Origin of the sequence: Aromatoleum toluvorans (assembly GCF_012910905.1) — a bacterium.
Classification (GTDB): Bacteria; Pseudomonadota; Gammaproteobacteria; order Burkholderiales; family Rhodocyclaceae; genus Aromatoleum; species Aromatoleum toluvorans.
In genome coordinates this window covers 1-23,177 of sequence record NZ_WTVN01000023.1, presented here as the reverse complement: position 1 = coordinate 23,177, position 23,177 = coordinate 1, and the positions used below count along the sequence as shown (strand labels likewise).

Below are 23,177 nucleotides of genomic sequence, written 5' to 3'. Positions count from 1 at the left end.
GAGGCGGCGTCGATACGGGACTACCTGATGCAGTCCGGCCTTCGACGGCGTGCGGGCAGCCCACAGGTCAAACGCACATCTGACAGACGATGAACGAGCCCGGCAACGCAGGCACCTTCGCTGGCGCACCGCCCCCACGGGCAAGCCGCCCCGCGCACCGGACCGGGGCTGCGCGGGGCGTGCTGCGCGCCCTGCACATCGCCGCACTCGCCCTCCTCGCGGTCGTCTGCATCGCTCCCGCGACCGCCCAGCAGTCGAAGATCTCCAATACCAAGCACAACCTGTCCACTTCCGGTTCGGGCACGGTCAAGGCGGCCTCCGAAAGCCAGATCTGCGTGTTCTGCCACACGCCGCACGCCGCCAATGCGGCCGCCCCGGCGCCGTTGTGGAACCGCGAGCTGTCCAGCGCGACCTACACCCCCTACACCTCGAACTCGCTCGACGCCCAGACGATCTTCGGCGCGCTGTCTCAGCCGGGCGGCAGTTCCAAGCTGTGCCTGTCCTGCCACGACGGCACGATGGCGATCGGCACCGTCGGCGTGCTGGGCGGCACGAAGAACGTGGCGATCACGATGAGCGGCACCGACCTCGGCAAGATGCCCGCCGGGCCGCAGGGCGCCACCTCCGGATTCACACGCAACCTCGGCATCGACCTGCGCAACGACCACCCGATCTCCTTCACCTTCAACGACACGCTGGCGGCGGCCGACGGCGAACTGCGGCGCATGGACGCGCAACAGCGCCACCCCCCTGCCTCGGGCACCGTGATCGGCATCCGCAGCTCCGGCTACAAGCCGCTGCTGCCGCTACAGCCAACCGGCACCGCCGGAGCGGGACAGGTGCAGTGCACGACCTGCCACGACCCGCACCTCGACGTCTCCAAGTTCCTGCGCCTGAACCGCTTCCAGACCGCCAATCCGGCAGGCGGCGCGTTCAATGCCGCCTCCGACCAGATCTGCCTCGGCTGCCACGACAAGCTCGGCACCGCGTGGTCGCAATCCTCGCACGCGTCGCAGACGATCGGTGACGAGGTGTACAAGCTCGACGCCGCGAACCGCCGCGAATTCCCGACGACCACACAGGTCTGGCAGGCCGCCTGTCTCAACTGTCACGACACCCACACCGTGCAGGGTGCGCGCCGCCTGCTGCGCGAAGGCGTGAGCGGCACCCCCGTCGGCACCGGCGTCGGCAGCTTCATGCCCGGCTCGACGGCCGCGCCCAGTTCCGCGTCCGCGATCGAGAATACTTGCTACCAGTGCCACTCGCCGGCCGCCGAGAGCATCATCGGCACGGCCACCGGCGCCGTCCCGAACATCAAGAGCGACTTCAGTACCGCGAACAAGCACATGCCGATCACGACCACGGAGCAGAAATCGGGGGTCGAGACGCACGACATCAAGGACCACAACTTCGTCGAGGACCGCACGCTGCTCGGCCAGATCGACGTCAACAACCGTCACGCCGAGTGCACCGACTGCCATAACCCGCACCGTGTCACGCGCAACAGCGTGTTCAACCTCACCGGCGTCGACCAGCGCACCCATGTTCCGGGCGGCGCCAACGGCAACATCGCATCGGGCGCCCTGCGCGGCGCCTTCGGGGTCGAACCGGTCTACGCCCTGCGCAGCTTCTTCGCCTTGCCCAACAGCTACACCGAAAAGGTCGGCGACGGCGGACAGGGCGCCGCCACCGCCGTCACCAGCACGTGGGTGACGCGCGAATACCAGGTATGCCTGAAGTGCCATTCCGACTACGCCTATCCCGATGACAATGTGTATCCGAGCGGCCTCAAGCGCCCCGAACTCGGCGCACCCGGCACCACCTCCGGCAGCGCGGTGACCGAAAGGAACAACTACACGCGCTACACCAACCAGGCACGCGAATTCCAGGCACCGCTCGCGCATCAGGGCGCGCCCGGCCCGCTCGGCAGCGACGCCGGTGCCGGTGCCGCCTACAACACCGGCAACCACCGCTCCTGGCACCCGGTGATCAACAGCACCGGGCGCACCGTCTCGCAGCGCAACAACATGAACGCGAACGCCTGGCTCGCGCCGTGGAACGCCAGCGTCGGCACCAACACCATGCACTGCACCGACTGCCACGGCAACGCCACTGCCGCCAACACGATCACGCCGACCAGCCCCAACCCGTGGGGGCCGCATGGTTCGACCAACAACTTCCTGCTCAAGGGGCCGTACAACTCCAGCACCGGCAGCCCGGACACCTCGGGGCTGTGCTTCAGGTGTCACGATGTGAACCGCTATGCCGGCACCACTGGCGGAACCGGGTTCAACACTGACAAAGGCGATGGCCACAGCGTACACCGCAACAAGGTCGGCAGCATGCGCTGCAACTGGTGTCACGTGGCGGTCCCGCACGGCTGGAAGAACAAATCCTTCCTAGTGAACCTGAACGACGTCGGCCCCGAAGCGGGTCAAACCGGCAGCAAGGAAGTCGCGACCAGCGGCAGCGCGGACAACTATAGCGAAGGCCCCTATTACCGCCGGGCGAAACTGAAGATCGTGAACTTCAAGCAGAACGCCCAGTGGACCGACTCGGACTGCGGCTCGTCGGTCAAGGCCGCGGCCGACCGCATCCCGGCCAGCAACGGCAACACCACGAACAACACCAACCCGGCGACCGGCAGGGACTGGATGACCAACACCTGTTCGAGTCCGCCCTAGCCCGGATCGGGCATGATCGGCATATGCCGCATCGATTACGCCTGATCCTCGTCAACCGGTGGCGCGGCAACTGTTGCTAGAGTGCGCGGACTTTTTTTGTCGTCCGCGCGCCCCAGATGACTCCGAACGCCACTCCCGACATCCAGCCCGACCCCGTGCGCGAGCGCCTCGCCGCGCGCATCCGCACGATGATCGCCGCCGGCGTCGACGCCGACCGCAGTCCCTTCGACGAACTCGCACCGGAAATCTTCGCCTGGCAGTTCGAGCGCAATACGCCCTACCGCGAGTTCTGCGAAGCCAAGGGCATCACTCCGACCCACGTCACCGACTGGCGCCAGATCCCCGCCTTCCCGACCGACAGCTTCAAGACCGCCATCGTCACGTCCTTCCCGCCCGAACAGGCGGTGATGGCGCAGATCACCAGCGGCACGACGGCGAACCGGCGCGGCCAGATCTTCCGCGACGACATCGGCCGCGAGCTCATCCTCACCGCCAACCGCACGATGACCGGGGCCTATCTCTTCCCCGACTTCGCCCGCGGCCAGCGCTGCCGCATCCTCATCCTCGCCCCCAGCCCGGAAATGGCCCCGTCGATGGGCATGGCGGTCGGCATGGACGAGACGCGCCGCCATTTCGGCACCCCTGACAGCCGCTTCCTGCTCGACTACTCGGGCCTCGACATCAAGGGCCTGATCGCGGCACTGGAACAATCCGAAGCCACCGGCGTCCCGCTCGCGATGATCGGGTCGACCTCCGCCTTCGTGTATTTCTTCAACGCCTGCAAGGCGCGCAGCCTGCGCTTCCGCCTGCCCGCCGGCAGCCGCATCGGCGACGGCGGCGGCTACCGCGGGCGCTTCGGCGAACTCACGCAGGACGACTATTTCCGCCTCGCCGAAGAAATCCTCGGCATCCCGGCCTCGCATTGCGTGAATGTGCTCGGCATGGCCGAGAGCGCCACCAACTACTTCGACGACACCCTGCGCGCCGCCGTCCAGGGCCGGACATCGCAGCGCCGCCGCCTCACCCCGCCGTGGGCGCGCGTCGCCGCCGTCGGCCTCGACGACCTGCAACCGCTGCCCCCCGGCCAGGTCGGCCTGCTGCGCCACTATGACCTCGCCAACCTGCCGACCGTGCTGGCCGTGCAGACCGACAACCTCGGCTACGTCGACCACGACGGCAGCTTCCAGATCGTAGGGCGCGCGAAAATCGTCGACGGCAAGGTCGCACCGCTGCCGAGCGAGCGGCCGGTCGGCCCGATGGGCGACAAGCGGATCTTCCGCTTCCTCGAGGCCTACGTGAACTTCTCGATCCGCTTCAAGATGGGCCTCGCCCGCGCACGCCAGCCCGCAGTAGCCGACCATGCCTTGCCCGCGCCGCTGCCGATGACGCCGCCCGTCTGCCCCTGCGACGAGCTGAGCGAGGAGATGCTCGCCAATCCGCTCCCGCAAGGTTCCGCAGCGGCCGAGGCCAGCTCGCCTGCCCGCTGATCCTCGTCCGCCACTTCCCCGCGCACGGGCCAACCCCGTGCGCGGCCCCGCTACGCCATCGGCAATGCCGTTGATATATGTCAAGCGCCGAGGCGGCGCGCTCGCCTACTATCGCCGGCATTTTGCCCCCGACACGCCTGCTTGCCGAGAATAATGGGAAACGCAGCCTCCCCGATCACCTTCGTCCCCCCGCCGCGCACCGCCCCGGTCGTGCCGCGCCAGCGCAGGATCAAGCGCGTCGCGCTCGTCACCGTGCCCTATCACTCGGGGGTCGTGGAATCGGCCGGCACCTGGCTCAACGTCGGTTTCGTCTACATCGCGGGCTCCCTGCGCGAAGCGGGCTACGAGGTCGACTATTACGACGCGATGGCCCTGTGGCATGACGAGGACCAGATCCGCAAGCGCCTCGAGGACTTCCGCCCCGACGTCGTATGCACCTCGGCCTTCACCGCCGCGATCGTCGCAGCAACCAGGCTGCTGCGCCTCGCCAAGGAAATCGATCCGGAAATCGTCACCGCGATCGGCAACGTGCACGCCACCTTCTGCTACCAGGAGATGCTGCGCATCGACCACGACGCCATCGACTTCGTCGTGCGCGGCGAAGGCGAACGCACGCTGCCGCAATTGCTGGACTGCCTCAACGCCGGCGACGACCCGGCGAAGGTCGCCGGCCTCGCCTTCTGGCGCGACGGCGGCGTCATCGCGACGCGCTCGGCGCCCTTCATCCGCGACCTCGACGCGCTGCCGACGGCGTGGGACCTCGTCGAGTGGCCGATCTACAAGTACCGCGCGAAGAACGACGCGCGACTGGCGATCGTGTCCTCCGCGCGCGGTTGCCAGCAGGACTGCTCCTTCTGCTCGCAGAAGCTCTTCTGGCGCCGCGGCTGGCGTGCGCGCAGCGCCGAGAACTTCGTCGCGGAAATCGAGATGCTGCACCGGAAATACGGCGTGCAGGTCGCGATGCTCGCCGACGAGATCCCCACGCTCGACCGCGCCCGCTGGGAACGCATCCTCGAGCTGATGATCGAGCGCAAACCCGGCGTGCGCCTCCTGATGGAAACCCGCGTCGACGACATCGTGCGCGACGCGGACATCATGGACCGCTACGCCGAAGCCGGCGTCGAGCACATCTACGTCGGCGTCGAGGCCGGTCAGCAGGCGACGCTCGACCTCTTCAAGAAGGGCTCGAAGGCCGAAGACTCGCGCCGCGCGATCGAGATCATCAACGGCTCCGACATCGTCTCCGAGACCTCCTTCGTGCTCGGCATGCCGGGCGACACGCCCGAAACCTTCAGGGAAGCCGTCGAGCTCGCCAAGCTCTACAACCCCGACATGGCCTTCTTCCTCGCGATCGCGCCATGGCCCTACGCGGACCTCTACCCGCAACTCGAGGCCCACGTCGCGACGAAGGACTACAGCAAGTACAACCTCGTCCAGCCCGTCGTCAAACCCGACGCCATGACGCTCGAGGAAGTCGAACGCGAACTCGGCCGCGCTTCGCGCAACTTCTTCATGCACAAATTCCAGAACCTCGACCAGCTGTCCTCGTGGAAGCAGGAGTTCATGCTGGCGGTGTTCGACATCCTCATCAACCACTCCTACCTCTCGGGGCAGATGCAGGAGATGGCCGCCGGCCAGCGCATGCCCGAAGCGGTCAAGCAGATGCTGCGCAAGGTCAACGCCACGCGCCGCGACCTCAAGGTGCAGGCCGGCGCCGAGCCGCGCAACTTCGCACCGATACCATAATCGTTTAGCATTATCCGTTTCGCATTCACGGATGCGCCCTGATACCCGCATCAACCGCAAGGTTATGAAGAATTTCCCGAGATTCCATGCCCTGATGCTCGTCGCAGCAGCCCTGCTCGGGTACGGCGCGCTGGCGCCGGCGCAGAACACGAATGCGAACATCAAGGGCACGAAGCACAACCTGTCGGCAACCGGCCCCGGCCCGGTGAAGGCCGCGACCGGCGCGAGCGGCACCGACCAGATCTGCGTCTTCTGCCACACGCCGCACGCCGCCAACGCCACCGCCCCCGGCCCGCTGTGGAACCGCGCGCTGTCGACGGCGACCTACACGCCCTACACGTCGAACTCGCTCGACGCCGAAGACATCCTGAACGGCTCGATCGGCCAGCCCGGCGGTGCCTCCAAGCTGTGCCTGTCCTGCCACGACGGCACGCTCGCGCTCGGCGCCGTCGCGAACTCGCCCGGCAGCGGCACCGGTAAGACCGTCTCCATGGTCGGCACCACGGTCGACAGCAAGATGCCGACGACCGACAGCACGACCGGCTTCACGCGCAACCTCGGCACCGACCTCACCAACGATCATCCGATCTCCTTCACCTTCAACAGCACCCTCGCCACCCGCGACGGCGAATTCCGCACGCCCCCCTATTCCGCCGGCGGCAAGACGATCGTGGGCATCCGCACGCCCGGCAACAAACCGATGCTGCCGCTCGACCACGAGGGCAAGGTGCAATGCACCAGCTGCCACGATCCGCACCTCGACGCGAGCAAGTTCCTGCGCCTGAACCGCTTCCAGAAAACCGCCAGTGCCGGCACCACCTTCAACCCGGCGACCGACCAGATCTGCCTCGGTTGCCATGACCGCAACAAGGATTCGCAAGGCACCCCCTACCTCGCGTGGTCGAACTCGGTTCACGCCAACCCCGGTGTCGCCACTTATGCATACCAGGGAACGGCAGCAACGCAACGCGAGTTCCCGACCGGCACCAAGGTGTGGGAAGCCGGCTGCCTCAACTGCCACGACACCCACACCGTGCCGGGCTCGCGCCGCCTGCTGCGCGAAGGCACCGACAGCACCTCGACGCCGAAGGCGGGCGGCAATCCCGCCATCGAGGAAACCTGCTACCAGTGCCACACCACCACGACCGCGAGCATCCTCCAGGGGGTCCCGACGATGACCGCCACCACCGGGGTGCCCGACATCAAGACCGAATTCACGACGCCGGGCCGCAAGACCATGCCCATCACGGGCACCGAGAAGCATGACATCGGCGGCAATTTCAACGACGCCACCTTCATCGACTGCAGCGGCACGAACAACAAGTGCGGAGCCGACTTCATCGAGCAGCGCGCCCTGCTCGGCGCGGGCAATCACGCGAACCGCCACGTCGAATGCACCGACTGCCACAACCCGCACCGGGTGATCAAGAACGCGCTGTTCAACGGCGCGGGTGCAGCCACGCGCCGCACCCACGTGCCCGGCGGCGTCGGCGGCAACATCGCGTCGGGAGCGCTGCGCGGCACCTGGGGCGTCGAACCGACCGCAGCTTCGGTATCCACCGCCACCGATTTTCCCGAACGACCGGCAAGCTACACTGTCAAGCGTGGCGACCCGGGCGCCAGCGTGGACACTGCGCGCACCAATCCCTACCTGACCCGCGAATACCAGCTGTGCTTCAAATGCCATTCCGACTACGGCGCGGGCACGAGCTTCCCCTCGCTCGGCAGCTACACCGGCGGCACGGCGAGCGGCACGAACGGGATGTCGACATACACCAACGTCGCCGCGGAATTCTCGGCTGTGAAGGCAACCGATCCCCCCAGCTCTGGCGGCGACCAGGGCGAGCAGGGCAATGCCGGCACGGCCTGCGGCGGCTTCGACTGCGACCCCAACGGCACCTCGCCGGTCGGCGGCGGAACAAGCGGCAACAACCATCGCTCCTGGCACCCGGTCATCTGGCCGACGGGACGCGACGTCGCCGAACGCACGCGTTCCGGCACGAGCATGGACAACTTCCGCCCGCCCTTCCGCGACGCCAACGTCGGCGTGCAGACGATGCACTGCTCGGACTGCCATGGCCACACCGGCTCGTGGACCCAGGGCACGACACCCAGCGACCCCACCAACGCGCCCAACCTCGCTGCCGTGCAGGGGCCGCACGGCTCCTCGGCCAACTTCATCCTGAAGGGCGTGTGGGATCTCACGGTCACGCCGAGTGCAACACGCGACGGCAACGCCAGCGGCGGTATCTGCGGGCGCTGCCACAACCCGAACGCGAACAGCGGCTTCGACGGCTCTGCAACGGAAGCGTCGCACTCCTTCACGACGAAGAGCTCACGTCCGTGCATGCGCTGCCATATCGCGGTGCCGCACGGCTGGAAGAACAAGGCCTTCCTCGTGAACCTCGAGTGCGTCGGGCCCGAAGGCGGCAAGGGAACCGGCTGCACGCCGGTCGGCAACGATACCGCCGGCGGCACGAGCACCAGCACCGAGACCATCGCCCCGTACTACAACTCGGCCGTGCTGCGCATCCGCACCTGGCAGGCGAGCGGGCAATGGACGGAAACCAGCTGCGGCGCCCCGAGCTACGGCGGCAAGGACTGGATGTCCGACCTCTCGGGCTGCCAGAACTGAAGCGCAGCGAAGGCGTTCGAAAGCATGGACCGATGGTTGCTCGCGCTGGCTTCGCCGAAACTGTCCGCCGTCTTCTTCGTGATCATGGCCGCCGGCGCGCTGTGGGCCAAGGCTCCCGGGCACAGTGCGACGCTGGCCATGCTTGTACCGTTCTCGCTGCTGACGCTGAACCTCCTCGCGGCCATCGTCACCAACCGGCGCTTCCGCGCGGACCTGCCGCTGCTGGTGTTCCACCTCGCGCTGCTGGCCTTGGCCGTCACGCTGGTCGTCGCGCGCCTCACGTACTTCGAAGGTCAGGCGGCGGTCACCGTCGGCACCAGCTTCGACGGCAACCTGATCGCGGAGGAAAGCGGCCCCTTGCATACGCGCCGCGTCGCCGAGCTCCGCTTCACGAACCTCGGCTTCGCCGAGCACCAGCCGGACCGCGGGCGCTACCGTACGACCTACAACCGGATCCGCTGGCAGTCCGGCGACGGCCGCACGCAGACGGCGGACATCGGCGACGATGTGCCGCTGGTGCTCGCCGGCTACCGGATCTACACCAGCCGCTATCGCGGCTTCTCCCCGGTGTTCCGCTGGACGGCCGCTGCCGGCACCGACGAATGGGGAACGGTCCAGTTGCGCGACAGCAACAACGGCGCCTTCGCCGGCGCAAACGACTGGACCCTGCCCGATGGCCGGACCGCGTGGCTGATGGTCGACACCGACGACCCGGCGGCGGCGCGGGAGGGCGCGCACGTGCGCACCAACCTCGGCGCCGGCGGCGAGGCACAGCGCCTCATCCTGCGCATCGACGACGCACGGCACACGCTCAGCCCCGGCGACCAGCTCGAACTCGCCGGCGGCACGCTCACCTACGTACGGCTCGATTCCTGGATGGGATACCGCATCGTCGCCGATCCCACCCGCCCCTGGCTCCTCGGCGCCGTCGCACTCGGCGTCATCGCGCTCGTGTGGTTCTATGCGCGCATCGTCTTCCGGCCCATTCCCTCAGCCCCATCCCCCACATGAAACCGACCAGACCGACGCTCGCCGTCCTGTTCCTCGCCGGCAGCCTGATCGCGGCCGGCGTCCATGCCGCCAAGGACAACCCGCCGCACCTCTGGCAAGACCCGCAGGTCGGCCTCGAATTCGTCCGCGTCGACAAGGCCTGCTACCGCATGGGCAACGACACCGCGATACCGCCGGAGCCCGACGGCGGATGGGTGCGCCTGAATTACACGCAGTCCCTGTCGGCCGACGAGGGGCCGGTGCACGAGGTCTGTGTCGACGCCTACTGGCTCGGGCGTCACGAAGTGACCCGCAAGCAATGGAAGCAGGTGATGGGCTCGCTGCCCGAGGGCAGCAACGCCGCGCTGCCCGACAACACCCCGGTCACCCGTGTCACGTGGGAACAGGCCAGGGCCTTCGCGGACCGGATGACCGTCCTGCACAAGAAACGCTATCGCTTCCGCCTGCCGACCGAGGCCGAATGGGAGTTCGCCTGCCGCGGGGCGAAGGCCGGAGCCCTCGACAAGGAAATCGCGGCGGCCGCAGACGAACTCGGTCGCCTCGCGGTCGCCGCCATCGAAGCGCCGGTCCCCCCCGAGCCGGTCGGCAGCCGGCCGGCGAATGGCGCCGGATTTTTTGACCTGCTCGGCAACGTGTGGGAATGGACGGCGGACGATTACGCCGCCGACGGCTATCGGCGCCACGCCCTGTACAACCCCCGCCACAGCGCCGGCACCGACAAGGCCGTGATCCGGGGCGGGAGCGCGCGCACCGAATTCGTACAGACGCGCTGCACGATGCGCGGCCGCTACCCCAAGCACGACACGCTCGACCTCCTCGGGCTGCGCCTCGTGCGCGAAGAATGAGGACCTGACGCCATGAAACCGAGTCGCCTCCTCGCCCGCTTCGCCGCGCTCGTCGCAGCGGCATCCATCTCCGCCGGCGCCCTCGCGGAAGCCCCCGCGGCAACGCTGCCGCGCGAAGTGATCATCAATGGCGTCGAGTTCGTCCATATTCCGGCCGGAAACTTCTGGTACGGGGTCGAGAACGTCGACTACCTCAACAATCAGAAGCCCGTGAACGGCAAGCATTACCGTGACGTCGAGATCTGGCTCGACGGCTTCTACATGGCCAAGTTCGAGGCGCGCGCACGTGACCTCAAGCGCTTCCTGGAGCAGCCGGGGCTCAAGCGGCGCAGCAAGTACGCCGGCGAGACCGAGGGCTGCTCGCTGACCGGCGACGCTGCGGGCGGCTACACGCTGAAGTCCCCGGAGCAGGATCTGCCGGCCACGCACCTGTCGAACGACCTGGCGAAGGAACTGGCGCAATGGCTCGGTTTCCGGCTTCCCACCGAGATGGAGTGGGTCAAGGCGGCGCGGGGGACCGACCGGCGGATGTTCCCGTGGGGTGACGAATACCCGGACGACACCTTCGCCGGCTTCAAGTCGCACGCGGGCTGCAGCCCCGCTCCGGTCGACGCGTTCGCCAACGGCCGCTCGGCTTACGGCCTCTACAACATGGGCGGCAACGTGTTCGAGCATGTGGCCGACTGGTACAACAACGCCCATGACCTTGCGCTGAAGGACGGCATGCGCAATCCCGCGCCGCCGAAGGGTGGCACGACCGGCGCGGACCTCGACCACCCGATGCGGGTGCTCAAGGGGGGGCGGTGGTCGACCCATGCCCAGGGCATGTCGATCTACGCCCGCACGCTTCACCGCCCCGAGGGCGGGTTCATCTGCTTCGGCACGCGCTTCGCGGTCGACGAGGCGACGGTCCGGCAGCATCTGAAGGCCGGCACGGCCAAAGTGGTCGCCGAAAAATGACGGGAAAAGCGCTCGCGCGGCCGGCAGCGGTCCGCGATTATCGCCGCGGCGCGATCCTCGCCGTGCCGTTCGCGGTGGCGCTGCTCGCGACCGTGGTCTCGCTGATGCCCGGGCGCGGGGTCGAGTCGGGCCATCCGGGTAGCGAGACGTCGGCGTTCCCGTCGATGGCGCCGCATGGCCCGGCGCGCTTCCGCGGCGAGGAACAGGCGCCCGCGCCGACCGGCAGCGGGGCCCTTCGCATCGACCCGGCGCAGGACAGGGCCGGCCATCTCGACGAAGTGCGGCGGGTGACCGTCGATGCGCTCAACGGCATGGCCCGCACCGCGCTGCAGGCGGGCAAGGCGGACGAAGCCGCGCAATCGCTGCTGAAGGCGATGTACCTCGCGCCCGACGATGCCGAGGCGTTTCACCTGATGGGCGACGCGATGATGCAGCGCCGGCGCTTCGGCGAGGCACGCCAGTACTACGAGTCCGCGATCGACCGCGACCGGCTCCGCGCCGATGCGTATTTCAGCCACGCCACGGCATCGGAAGCGATGGGTGACCTCGAGTCGGCGCTCGGGGGCATGCGCAGCTATCTGCACGTGGTCGCCGACAAGGACCCTTTTCGCCTCAGGGTCGCCCAGGCGCGCTCGGCGATCTGGGAATGGGAGTCGCAACTGGGCCGCGGCCCGTGGGGGCCGAGCCACGGCATTCCACCCGGTTTCACCGAGGCGGAACTGCGCCGCGACGGCAAGGGCGTCGCGGTGAAAATGCCGATTCCCGGTACGGCGGACAAGGATGGCGTGACGAAATATGAGATAAAGCACGCCGACAAGATCAGGATGTACGAGAAAGAATGACGGATCTGCTGCAAACCGAACTGATCGCCTTCTGGGCCTCGGTAATCGCCTACAGCGTCGCCACCGCGGCGGCGATCATCGGGCTCGTGTTCCGCCGCGACTGGCCACGCCTTGTCCTGGCGCTGCTGATCGGCGGATGGCTTCTGCACACTGCAGCCTTCGGCGCGCGCTGGTTGCGCATCGGCCACCTGCCTGTGATCAACACCTTCGAGATGCTGTCGGCGAACGTCTGGGGGCTGGTCGCGGCGGTGTGGCTGGGCTACCTGCTGCTGCCGCGCGTGCGCGCCTTCGCCGCCTTCGCGCTGCCCGTCGTGACCATGCTGATGGGCTGGATGATGCTGATCCCGATGGACGAGTCCTCGCTGCCGCCCACCTACCGGACGGTGTGGCTGTTCATCCACATCGCGTTCCTGAAGATCTTCCTCGGCGCCGCCTTCGTCGCGCTGGGCATCGCGCTGATCACGATCTTCCGCCAGCTCGGCATCGGCACCGCGGCGCTCGCCCGCTTCCCCGGCGACCGCGAACTGGATGCCACGGCCTACCGCTGCATGGCGCTGGCGCTGATCTTCGACACGCTGGGCATCGTCGCCGGCGCGATCTGGGCGCAGGATGCGTGGGGCCGCTACTGGTCGTGGGATCCGCTGGAAGTCTGGTCGCTGGTGACCTGGCTGGCGATCGGGCTGACGCTGCACGTGCGGGCGTCCTTCCGCACGCCGCCGCTGACGAACTCGCTGCTGGTCACCGGCACCTTCGTCGTCGCCTTCTTCACCTTCTTCGGCATTCCCTTCGTGACCACGGCGCTGCACAAGGGGGCGATCTGAACACCCCGGTTCCCGGACAGGGGCTGCGAACCCTGCGCGTCCTGCTGTGGCTGGTGATGGTCGGGTACACGATCTTCGTCGGCGCGAAGATCGTCGGTGGATACCGCGACGCCGCACGTGGCGACACGCCGCTGTTCACCGATTTCACCCCGACGTATGCAGCCTCGATGATCGTGCGCGAGCTCCCCGCCGAGTTCGTCTACCTGCCGCGCACGATGGTCGCGGCCGGCAGGGAAGCCGCGCGCCGGATCTATGGCACGCTCACGGACCAGCAGGTTGGCGTCGTCGGCTTCGCGCCGTGGATGTATCCGCCCACCTTCATCCTGCTGGTGCTGCCGCTCGCCTATCTGCCCTACCTGGCCGCCTGGGCGGGATGGCTCGGCGTCACGGCCCTGCCCTACCTGCTGACCGTGCGGAGAATCCTTCCGGACCGCCTCGGCCTGCCTTTCGCGCTCGCGGCCCCGCCGGCGCTCTTCAACGTGATGTACGGCCAGACCGGCTTCCTCACCGCCGGGCTCATCGGCTCGGGCCTCCTGCTCCTGCGCAGGCGGCCGGTGTGGGCCGGCGTGCTGATCGGACTGGCGAGCGTGAAGCCGCATTTCGGCGCGCTGATCCCCTTCGCGCTGCTCGCCGGCGGCCATTGGCGCGCCTTCGGCGCGGCGAGCGCCAGCGTGCTGGCGCTGATCGCACTCAGCGCGGTAGCGCTCGGCGACGATCCCTGGTTCGCCTTCATCGGCACCAGCCTCTTCCATCTCGAAGGTTTTTCGGTCGGCGCCTTCGCCCTGCCGGCGATGACCACCCCGTGGGCGGCCGCGCGCCTTGCCGGCATGACGACGGAGCAGGCATGGGTGCTGCAGTCCCTCGTCAGCGCACTGATGCTGGCGGTTGTCGCGTGGGTGTGGTGGCGCGGCCGGCGACACGCGGCATCGCACGGCCTGCAGGCGGCGGTGCTGTGCCTCGCGACGCCGCTCGCACTGCCGCTAGCCTTCCTGTACGACCTCGCGCTGATCGTGCCGGCTGCGGCCTGGCTGTGGGCCGACATGCGGCAGCGCGGCGCGCGGCGCGAAGAGTACTGGCTGCTCGCGGGCGGGCTCGCGGCGCTGCTCGGCGCGAAGGAACTCGCCAAGGTGCTCCCCGTCCTGATCGCGCCGTGGATCCTCGCGCTGCTGCTGGGACTCGCGCTCAGCCGCTGCCTCGCCGCGCTGCGGCGCAACGAGACGTGCGCGCAGTGAGCCGGCACCGTGCAGCAGGAAACGCGGCAGCGTCCACGGGCGGTAGCTCATCGTCGCGAAGATCGCGCACTCGAAGGAGCAGCGGCATTGCGAGTCGCGGATGTAATCGGTGATCCGGCGCGCCTGCGGGCCGTCCAGAAGCGCGCGCAGGTCGTCGCCATGGTCGTCCAGGCGGCCGATGATGAAGTCGCCGTGCGTCGAGGCATCCTGCGCGCGGACGTCGCGGATCATCTCGCAGGGCAGGACCGCGCCGTCCGCGCGGATCACCGCGAGCCGACGTCCGGCGAGGCAGCTGCCGCAGGGCCAGGGCTCGTCGGGCGAGCGCACGATCATATACATCGCGCGGTCGAGCAGCGCGAACACGCGCGACAGGCCGGTCGCGCCGCCGTTCGCAGCGGCGACCGCGGCGCCCGCGCGCGCGTAGGTCGCGTCGTCGATCCCCTGCACGGCCGGATCGGCGGGCGTGCCGCGCAGGCGGGTGATTTCGAGCTGGTCGAGCGGAAAGCGCCGCAGGCGGGCGACGATCGCCGGCACGTCCTGCACGTTCTCCCCTGTCGCCGCGATGCAGGCATGCACGCGCAACTGCGGCAGCCACTGGCGCGCCTCGCACAACAGGCGCAGCGAGTGCTCGACCTTCGCGAAGAGGCCAGGCACGCCGCGCAGGCGGTCATGCGCGGCGCCGACGCCGTCGACGGAAACGGTCACCATGACGCGCCCGAACGGCGCGATGCCCGCGAGGCGCGCCACGAGGGCGGCGATCTTCTCCGGGTAGGAGCCGTTCGTCGACACGCTGAACGAGCGCACGCCGGCCCCGTAATACGCGGCGAGGATCTCGACGAGGTCGTCGCGCAACAGGGGTTCGCCGCCGGTGAGGGACAGGTGGCCGACCGGCCCGGTGCTCGCCGCAACACGGCGGATGCGCGCGAGGTCGAGCTCCCGGTCGCGCCCGATCGCGTGTCGTTGCGGCATGTCGAAGCAGTGGCCGCAGTGCGCGTTGCAGCGGTGCGTCAGGAACTGGATCAGGTAGCCCGGCGAGCCGCGCGACAGCAGGCTGCGGAGGTAGGCGAGCACGACCGCGAGATCGATGGCGCGGCTGCGCAGCGTATGCGCCGCGATGTCCCGCAGCGCCAGCAGGCCGCCGGCCACGATTGCCGCACTCGCCAGCGCGTGGAACGCGAACCCCGGCAGCACGAAGGCGAAGCCGTGCCGGCGCGCGAGCTCCCGCGCCAGGGCACGACCCTGCCAGCCCGCCACGCCCAGCAGCAGCAGGGCTGCGGCCAGCAACGCCGGGGACACGATGCCCCCCGGCGCGAGGAGCAGCCCGAGGACCAGCGCCCCGCGCCCTATCCCTTCGCCGGCCCCGCCCATCATCGGGTTGAAGCTGCGGTAGCGGCGGATAAGCTGCAGGTAGTGGCGCGTGCGGGGCACCAGTTCGCGCAGGTAGTCGAGGCAGCGGGGCTGTCGGTGTTCGACGCGCAGCTCGCCGGACAGCCACAGCCGGTGACCGGCCGCGGCCAGCCGGCAGCCGAGCTCGGGATCCTCCAGCGCGACGCGGCGGTCCTCACTGAAACCGCCGAGCTCGAGGAACACGGAGCGGCGGATCGCGCACACCGAGCCACCGAGACAAGCCGGCGCGCTGCGATCGAGGCTGCCGCGGCGCATGACGGTCTCGCACGCGTCGAGGTAGCGCGCGAAGCGCCCTCCGCCCGGGTTCTCGTCGTGATAGCAGCCCGAGAACGCGTCGTACTCGGGGTGGCGCGCAGCCAGCGCGACGCAGCGCCGCAGGAAGTCGCGGTCGCGGATGCGCGTATCGGCATCGAGGAACACCAGCCACTCGCCGCATGCCGCGCGCGCGCCGGTATTGCGCGCCGCTCCCGCGCCGGCGCAGCGCTCGTGACGCAGCACGCGCACGGCCGGGCGACGGTCGAGCAGGGGTGCCGTCCCGTCGCTCGAGCCATCATCGACGACGATGATTTCGCAGCCGTCCACGCCGTCGAGCCGCAGCCCTTCGAGCGAGTCGAGCAGCCCGCCGATGAGGGCCGCGGCATTGTGCGCGGGAATGACTATGGAAATCTTCATGCGCTTGACGTTTGCATGAAACGCGAGTGGATCCGGTGGGCGTGGGCCTGTATTCTACGCGCCCCGGCAGCTGCAGCCGTCGCCACGTGCCTGGTCGACGTCCGCCCCGCGCAGCCACGGCCGGGCAACGAATTTCCATGAAGATCGTCGTCGTCATCCCCACCTACAACGAGCGCGGCAACATCGGGCGCCTGATCGGCGCGGTGCACGCGGCGCTCGCGGCGCCGGACCGGCAGGTGCAGGTGCTCGTGGTGGACGACGAGTCTCCCGACGACACCGCCGCGGAAGTACGCGCGTGTGCCGCACGGCTGCCCGGCGTGTCGCTGCTGAGCGGCCCGCGCGTCGGTCTCGGCGCGGCGTACGTGCGCGGACTGAATCACGCGCTGGCCCATCACGCCCCCGACGTCGTGATCCAGATGGATGCCGATTTCTCGCACAGCCCATCGGACCTGCCGCGCCTGCTCGCCGCCATCGGGAACGGTGCCGACGTCGCCATCGGCAGCCGCTACCTCGACGGCAACCGCACGCCGCAAGATTGGGGCTGGCGCCGCCGCCTGCTCTCGTGGACCGGCAACCGGGTCGCCCGCCATTGGCTGGGCCTCGCGCCGGTGCGCGACTGCACGGCCGGTTTCCGCGCATGGCGCACCGCCGCGCTGCGCCAATCGCGCTTCGCCGACGTCAGGGCCCAGGGCTACGTGTTCATCGTCGCGATGCTGCAGAACGCTGCGCGCGCCGGCGCGAAGGTCCGCGAGATTCCGGTGCATTTTCCCGACCGCGAGGTCGGGGCATCGAAGCTCGGCCTGCGCGAGATCGTCGAGTTCGCGCGCTGGGCACTGGCGCACGGCGCCGTGGCCACACCGCGCTCGCGCGTTGCGGAGCAGCAGGCACGATGAACGCGATCCTGATGCGCACCGGCCTTGCGCTGTGCCTTGTCCCGGGCGTGCTGTTCGGGCTGTCCCTCCTGCTGGAGCACCACGCCTGGCTGTGGGATGCCACGGTCTATCGCTGCGCAATCGACGCGACCCTCGCGCACGACGACCCGTACCGCTTCGTCGGCGACTGTGCAGGCTATTTCCTGCCACACACCTATCCCTACGCCGGCACGCGCCTCCTCGCCGGGCTCGCGACCATGACCGGCACGCCCCTGCTGGGCTACGCCTACGTCCTCGCGTACGCCGCCGGCAGCGCCCTCTTCCTGTACGCGGCCGGCCGCATCGGCGGATCGACCCGGGCGGTCGCACTGCTCGTGCTGGCGCCGGCCGCGGGCGTGTTCGTATCGGAACTGGTGTCCGGCAACATGGGCGTCCCCTTCTACGGCGCACTGCTGTGGCTGATCTGGCGCGGCGCCGGAGGACGGCCCGTCACCGCGCTGGGCGTCGCGATGGCGCCGTTCAAGCCGCTGTATGCGGCCTACCTGCTGCTGCCGTTCTTCCAGCGCCGCGAGATCCTCCTCCCCTTCGCCGGAGCGCTGGCCGTTGCCGCTTGGTACGGCGGCGACGCGCTGCTTTTTCCGGTGCATTTTGCCGACTGGCTGCGCGCCGCCACCGGGCACGCGAACGAGGTTCCGGGCTTCGGCTTCTCGATGCTGGTGCGTAAATCCGGCATGGAGCTGCAGGGCGGGACGGCGATCGTCGCCGCCTACGCCTTGTGGGCCGCGTTCGCCGTCGTGCTCACGCTGCGCGCAGTCGCGCGTGCGCCAACGCCGCTGCTGCGGGCACTCGTGGCGGTCGCCGGCACGGCACTGCTGCTGCCGCGCCTGAAGGAATACGACTGCCTCATGCTGATCCCGCTCGCCCTGGCGCTGTGGCCGACGCTCGACGCCCGCGAGCGGCGCGAATGGCTCGCGCTGGTCGGCGGCTTCGGCATCGCACTGCCGGCCACGATCTGGTGGCTGCGCAAGCTCGCGCTCGTCTGGGGGACCGCTCCGGCGACGTGGCGGAGCCTCGTCGACATGCGCTGGCTGGTGCAGAACCAGGGCGCCTTCCTGTTCGCCGCCCTGCTCGCCGCCCTCGTGTGGCTCGCCTTCCGCTCGCGGGATGCCGCGCAGCCCGCATGAGGTCACCATGAAATCGACCGACGCCCCCGCCCCGATCCGCCCCATGACACTCGCAGACGCCTTCCACACGCTGCGCCGCACGCTCGAAGGCGCCGTGCTCGGGCAGGCCGTCCTGGTGGAGCGCCTCCTCGTCGCACTCCTCGCCGACGGCCACCTCCTCGTCGAGGGACCGCCGGGCGTCGCGAAGACGCGCGCCGCCCATGCGCTGGCAGCGCTGATCGACGCCGACTTCCACCGCATCCAGTTCACGCCCGACCTGCTGCCGGCGGATCTCACCGGCAGCGAGATCTTCCGCCCGCAGGACGGCAGCTTCCACTTCGAACGCGGCCCGCTGTTCCATCACCTGCTGCTTGCGGACGAGATCAACCGCGCACCGGCCAAGGTGCAGTCGGCGCTGCTCGAAGCGATGGCCGAGCGCCAGGTGACGATCGGACAGACGACCCACACGCTGCCGCGCCTGTTCCTCGTCATCGCGACGCAGAATCCGATCGAGCACGAAGGCACCTACCCGCTGCCCGAGGCGCAACTCGACCGCTTCCTGCTGCACGTGCGCGTCGGCTATCCCGAAGCGACCGTCGAGCGCGACATCCTGCGCCTCGCCCGCGCGGAAGCCCGGGCCGGGATCGCGTCCCCCGCCAGCCCCGCGCTGTCACCCGCGATCACGCAGGAACAGGTGTTCGCCGCCCGCCGCGCTGTGCTCGACCTACACATGAGCCCCAACGTCGAGGACTACATCCTGCGGCTCGTCGCGGCGACGCGCACGCCGGAGCAGTACGGCCCCGATCTCGCTGGCGCCGTGCGCTTCGGCGCCAGCCCGCGCGCCGGCATCGCGCTCGACCGCTGCGCCCGCGCGCGCGCCTGGCTGCACGGGCGCGACTATGTGTCGCCCGACGACATCCAGGCGCTGGCCCCGGACGTGCTCCGCCACCGCATCCTGCCCGGCTGGGAGGCGATCGCCGACGGCCTCACTGCGGACACGCTGACGGCGACGCTGCTCGAACGCGTCCCGGCGCCATAAACGCGGGTCGCGATCCCAACGCATCCCGCCACGACCCGCCAGCCAACCGTGCCGACCAGCGCCATCGCTCCGACACCACGCGACCTGATCGCGCTGCGGGCCCAGGCTGCCGCGTTGCGCATTTCGATGAACGCCGGGCGCGACACGAGCGCCGGGGCGCATCGCGGCCCCGGACTCGGCGCGGGGCTGGACTTCGCCGAGGTGCGCCCGTACCAGGGCGGCGACGATCTGCGCAGCATGGACTGGCGCCACACGGCCCGGCGCGGCCGCCCCTTCACCAAGCTCTTTCACGCGGAACGCGAGCGACCGGTCCGCGTGTTCGTCGATCTGGGATCGACGATGCGCTTCGGCACCCGCCACGCGTTCAAGTCGGTAATCGCCGCGCGCACGGCCGCACTCCTCGCGTGGGCGACCATCGACGCCGGCGATCGCATCGGCGGCACCGTCCATGACGGGCACACCCATCGCGAACAGCCCCCGTGCGGACGCGAGCGCGGTGCCCTCGGACTGATCCATCAGCTCGTCGCGGCTGCCGCGGAACCAACTCCGACCTCCGCTCCGGCGCCATTCACGGCAGCGCTGCGTGCGTTTGCGCACTCCGTTCGGCCGGGCACCCGCGCAATCGTGCTGTCCGATTTCCACCATCTCGATGCGGCAGGCGAACGCGCCCTCGCCACACTGCGCGGCGCCTCGGGCATCACGCTCGTGCACGTCTTCGACGCCCTCGAAGCCTCGCCGCCGCCGCCGGGCATTTACCGCATTACCGCCCCGGACGGCGAACGGACGCTGGACCTGCGCGACCCGGCCGTACGCGACGCCTACGGCGCGCCGTTTCGCCAACGCAGCGCGCAGCTGGCCGCACTGGCACAACGCCTCGGCGCGACACGCCTGCCCCTGGCCACGCACGACGACCCGCGGCGAATCCTCGCCTCGTTGTTGCGACCGGAAGCCGCCGCATGATCCCGCCTTCGATCGATCAGCTCAGGGACATCCACCTGCCGCCGCCCCCTGCGGCGTGGCCACCCGCGCCCGGCTGGTGGTTTCTCCTCGCGGCCGGAATCGCCGTCGCCGCCTGGCTCGCGTACCGTCACCGGCGCGGCAAACCGCTGCGGACCGCCCTGCGCGACCTCGACGCCGTCGCACGCGCCCACACGCAGACGCACGATGCCGTCGAACTCGCGCGCGGGGTCTGCACCGTGCTGCGCCGCTATGCGCGACGGCGCTTTCCGGACGCACGGATAGCGGGCCTCAGCGGTCCCGCATGGCTGGACTTCCTCGACGCGCACGGCGGGCACGGTGCATTCGTCGCCGGTGCGGGCGCGGTGCTGGACACCCTGCCGTATCGTCCCGCGACCGCAGCGCCAGCGTTGAGCCAGGGCGAAGCCGAGGCCCTGCTGGCGCTCGCGCGGCGCTGGCTGAGGAGCAACGCGCCATGAGCTTCCTGTGGCCGTGGCTGCTGACGCTCCTGCCGTTACCCTGGCTGGTCAGGCGCTGGCTGCCGCCGACGGACGGAAATGCGGCCCTGCGCGTCCCGTCGCTCGCGCCGTTCGCGGCCGGGACATCCGGCATGGAAGCTCCCGCGTCACGGACCGCACACGCGCGCGCCAGTCTCGACCTCTTCCTCGCGACGCTCGCCTGGGTGCTGCTGGTGCTTGCCGCCGCGCGGCCACTGGGCCCGTCCGACTCGCAGGTGCTGCCCGTCAGCGGCCGCGAGCTGATGCTCGCGCTGGACGTGTCGGCGAGCATGGGGACCACGGATCTCGCGCTCGACGGCCCGCCCCTGACCCGCCTGGACGTCGCGCGCCGGCTCGCGCAGGATTTCATCGCCCGCCGCGACGGCGACCGCGTCGGCCTGATCGTGTTCGGCAAACAGGCCTATCTGCACACTCCGCTCACCTTCGACCTGCGGGCCGTGCGCGCCGCGCTCGACGACACCGCCATCGGCCTGGCCGGCCGGGAAACCGCCCTCGGAGACGCGATCGCCCTCGCCACCACCCGCGTGCGCGAGTTCCGCGGCAGCGAGCGCGTGCTCGTCCTGCTCACCGACGGCGCCAACACTGCCGGCCAGCTGTCACCGGAACAGGCAGGCTGGATCGCGCAGCGCGAAGGATTACGCATCCACGTCGTCGGCATTGGCACGGGGCCGGGAGGCGGCAACAGCGCCAACGCCGCAGCCGATCTCGACGAAAAAACGCTGCGTGCGCTCGCCGACCAGACCGGCGGCACCTATCGACGTGCCACCGACGGGCGGGCGCTGGCCGAGTTCTACCGCCTCGTCGACCGCCTCGAGCCGCTCGCCCTCGGCCAGATCGCGATGCGGCCCGCGCGCGAGCTTTACCCCTGGCCGCTCGCCGCCGCGCTGCTCGTCGTCGCGATCCTCGCCCTGCGTCGTCGACCGGCGCCACCACAGGCGCACCGCGCATGAATCCCGCCGACAATCTCGCGATCGGCTTCGCAGGCTTCACCCTGCTGCGTCCGTGGTGGCTGCTCGCCCTGCTGCCCGCTTGGGCGCTGCTCGGGCGGTTGTCCCGCACACCACCGTCCCCGTTCGGCAACTGGACAGGCGTGGTCGATGCCGCGCTACTCCCGCATCTGGTCGAACCGGCAAGGCCGACGCGCACCGGCACCGTGCGTGCACTGATCGCCGCCGGCCTGACCCTCGCCATCCTTGCGCTGTCCGGCCCCGCCCTGCAGGGCCGGACGCACGTCGCCCTGCGCAGCGACGCGATGCGCGTGCTGGTCGCCGACCTGTCGCCCGCCTCGGAGCACGCGCCCGGCGGCAGCCTCGTCGAAGCCCTGCAGATCAAGCTGCTCGATCTTCTCGCCCGCATGCCCGACGGCCAGACCGCACTGATCGCCTACGCCGGGGAACCCTACCTCGTCGCGCCACCGACCACCGACACCGCGACGCTGCGCCTGCTCGTTGCGGAACTGACGCCGGACGTCCTCCCGGTCGCCGGAAACCGGCCGGAACGCGCGCTGCAGATGGCGGCGAAGCTGCTGGCCCACAACGACACGACGACGCGGGACGTGCTCTGGCTCAGCGCCACTGACGACGCGACAGCGCCCACCTTGCAGGCCGTCGCCGATCTGCATGCTGCGCGCGTGCGCGTCTCGCGGCTGCGATTGGCTGACAGCGGCAGTGATAACCCGACCGCCGCGTTGCACGACGCCGTCCTCGCGAGCGGTGGACTCGACCTCGCCCGGCGCACGGACGACCGCGACGTCAGCACCCTCCTCGCCCATCTCGAAGCTGCGATGCCCTTGCGGCAGGAACAGGTCCCGACAACCGCGACGCCGCGCGACCTCGGTCCCTGGCTGCTGGCACTGCTGCTGCCCTTCGCCGCCCTCGCCTTCCGCCGCGGCGTCGTCGCGATGTTCGTCGCCGTCCTGCTGCTGCCCCCGCCCGCCGCGCAGGCCGGCGACTTCGCCGACTGGTGGCAGCGCCCCGACCAGCGCGCAATGCAGGCCTTGCAAGACGGCGCCGCCGAAGCCGCCGCCGCACGATTCGCGGACGCGCGCTGGAAAGCCGTCGCATACTACCGCGCCGGCAAATATGCCGACGCAGCGGCGCTGCTGGAGCCCTTCGGCGATGCCGACACCCTCTACAACCGTGGCAACGCGCTGGCGCGCCTGCAGCGCCTGGACGACGCCCTGCAAGCCTACGAGGCGGCCCTGCAACGACGCCCGGACGATCCCGACATCCTGCACAACCGCGAGCTGGTGCGCGAACTGATGCAGCGCCCGCCCCCGCCCGAAAC

The 23,177-nt window shown here is 69.8% G+C and carries 17 protein-coding genes and 1 pseudogene; 17 read left to right on the top strand and 1 reads right to left on the bottom strand.

The annotated features are described in order from the left end of the window. The first annotated feature begins 179 nt into the window (after positions 1–179). From GPA22_RS14800 to GPA22_RS22790, 10 genes are all read left to right on the top strand, one after another. Positions 180–2,684: a cytochrome c3 family protein gene (locus GPA22_RS14800; RefSeq protein WP_343036058.1), complete on the top strand. Its 2,505-nt coding sequence runs from the start codon at positions 180–182 to the stop codon at positions 2,682–2,684. A 116-nt stretch (positions 2,685–2,800) separates the two neighbouring features. After that, entirely contained in the window at positions 2,801–4,171 is a 1,371-nt protein-coding gene (locus tag GPA22_RS14795) for a LuxE/PaaK family acyltransferase (RefSeq protein ID WP_169256837.1), read from the top strand. Positions 4,172–4,324: 153 nt separating this feature from the next. Then, positions 4,325–5,917: a B12-binding domain-containing radical SAM protein gene (locus GPA22_RS14790; protein ID WP_169256836.1), complete on the top strand. Its 1,593-nt coding sequence runs from the start codon at positions 4,325–4,327 to the stop codon at positions 5,915–5,917. Between the two features lie 31 nt (positions 5,918–5,948). Further along, the gene (locus GPA22_RS14785; protein ID WP_169256835.1) at positions 5,949–8,552 is read left to right on the top strand and encodes a cytochrome c3 family protein; all 2,604 of its coding nucleotides are present in this window, start codon (positions 5,949–5,951) and stop codon (positions 8,550–8,552) included. A gap of 24 nt (positions 8,553–8,576) precedes the next feature. Next, the gene (locus GPA22_RS14780) at positions 8,577–9,563 is read left to right on the top strand and encodes a cytochrome c biogenesis ResB family protein (protein WP_169256834.1); all 987 of its coding nucleotides are present in this window, start codon (positions 8,577–8,579) and stop codon (positions 9,561–9,563) included. Further along, on the top strand, positions 9,560–10,408 hold the full coding sequence (locus GPA22_RS14775) for a formylglycine-generating enzyme family protein (RefSeq protein WP_169256833.1): 849 nt from the start codon (positions 9,560–9,562) through the stop codon (positions 10,406–10,408). The genes GPA22_RS14780 and GPA22_RS14775 overlap by 4 nt, the downstream gene beginning before the upstream one ends. Positions 10,409–10,420: 12 nt before the next feature. Next, positions 10,421–11,368, top strand: a complete 948-nt coding sequence (locus GPA22_RS14770; RefSeq protein WP_169256832.1) for a formylglycine-generating enzyme family protein — start codon at positions 10,421–10,423, stop codon at positions 11,366–11,368. Then, a complete protein-coding gene (locus GPA22_RS14765; protein ID WP_169256831.1) occupies positions 11,365–12,210 on the top strand; it encodes a hypothetical protein in 846 nt (281 codons plus the stop codon). The genes GPA22_RS14770 and GPA22_RS14765 overlap by 4 nt, the downstream gene beginning before the upstream one ends. Continuing rightward, entirely contained in the window at positions 12,207–13,031 is an 825-nt protein-coding gene (ccsA, locus tag GPA22_RS14760; protein ID WP_169256830.1) for a cytochrome c biogenesis protein CcsA, read from the top strand. The genes GPA22_RS14765 and ccsA overlap by 4 nt, the downstream gene beginning before the upstream one ends. A gap of 56 nt (positions 13,032–13,087) precedes the next feature. Further along, the gene (locus GPA22_RS22790) at positions 13,088–14,263 is read left to right on the top strand and encodes a glycosyltransferase family 87 protein (protein WP_246264411.1); all 1,176 of its coding nucleotides are present in this window, start codon (positions 13,088–13,090) and stop codon (positions 14,261–14,263) included. 531 nt (positions 14,264–14,794) lie between these two features. On the opposite strand, the pseudogene GPA22_RS22785 reads toward GPA22_RS22790, so the two are convergent. Continuing rightward, positions 14,795–16,342 (bottom strand): annotated as a pseudogene (locus GPA22_RS22785) (glycosyltransferase); the annotation flags it as partial. 137 nt (positions 16,343–16,479) lie between these two features. Here GPA22_RS22785 and GPA22_RS14750 point away from each other — a divergent pair. The 7 genes from GPA22_RS14750 to GPA22_RS14720 all read left to right on the top strand — a co-directional run. Beyond that, complete coding sequence (locus GPA22_RS14750) at positions 16,480–17,235, top strand: polyprenol monophosphomannose synthase (RefSeq protein ID WP_169256828.1); 756 nt, start codon at positions 16,480–16,482, stop codon at positions 17,233–17,235. Beyond that, positions 17,232–18,398, top strand: a complete 1,167-nt coding sequence (locus tag GPA22_RS14745) for a hypothetical protein (protein ID WP_169256827.1) — start codon at positions 17,232–17,234, stop codon at positions 18,396–18,398. Before GPA22_RS14750 ends, GPA22_RS14745 begins: the two co-directional genes overlap by 4 nt. A gap of 7 nt (positions 18,399–18,405) precedes the next feature. Further along, a complete protein-coding gene (locus GPA22_RS14740; RefSeq protein WP_169256826.1) occupies positions 18,406–19,416 on the top strand; it encodes an AAA family ATPase in 1,011 nt (336 codons plus the stop codon). Between the two features lie 48 nt (positions 19,417–19,464). Further along, positions 19,465–20,376: a DUF58 domain-containing protein gene (locus tag GPA22_RS14735; protein ID WP_169256825.1), complete on the top strand. Its 912-nt coding sequence runs from the start codon at positions 19,465–19,467 to the stop codon at positions 20,374–20,376. After that, entirely contained in the window at positions 20,373–20,852 is a 480-nt protein-coding gene (locus GPA22_RS14730; protein WP_169256824.1) for a DUF4381 domain-containing protein, read from the top strand. Before GPA22_RS14735 ends, GPA22_RS14730 begins: the two co-directional genes overlap by 4 nt. After that, positions 20,849–21,841, top strand: coding sequence for a VWA domain-containing protein (locus GPA22_RS14725; RefSeq protein ID WP_169256823.1), 993 nt, complete (start codon positions 20,849–20,851; stop codon positions 21,839–21,841). The genes GPA22_RS14730 and GPA22_RS14725 overlap by 4 nt, the downstream gene beginning before the upstream one ends. After that, the coding region (locus tag GPA22_RS14720; protein WP_169256822.1) for a VWA domain-containing protein at positions 21,838–23,177 on the top strand (1,340 nt) is incomplete at its 3' end. The genes GPA22_RS14725 and GPA22_RS14720, both read left to right, overlap by 4 nt.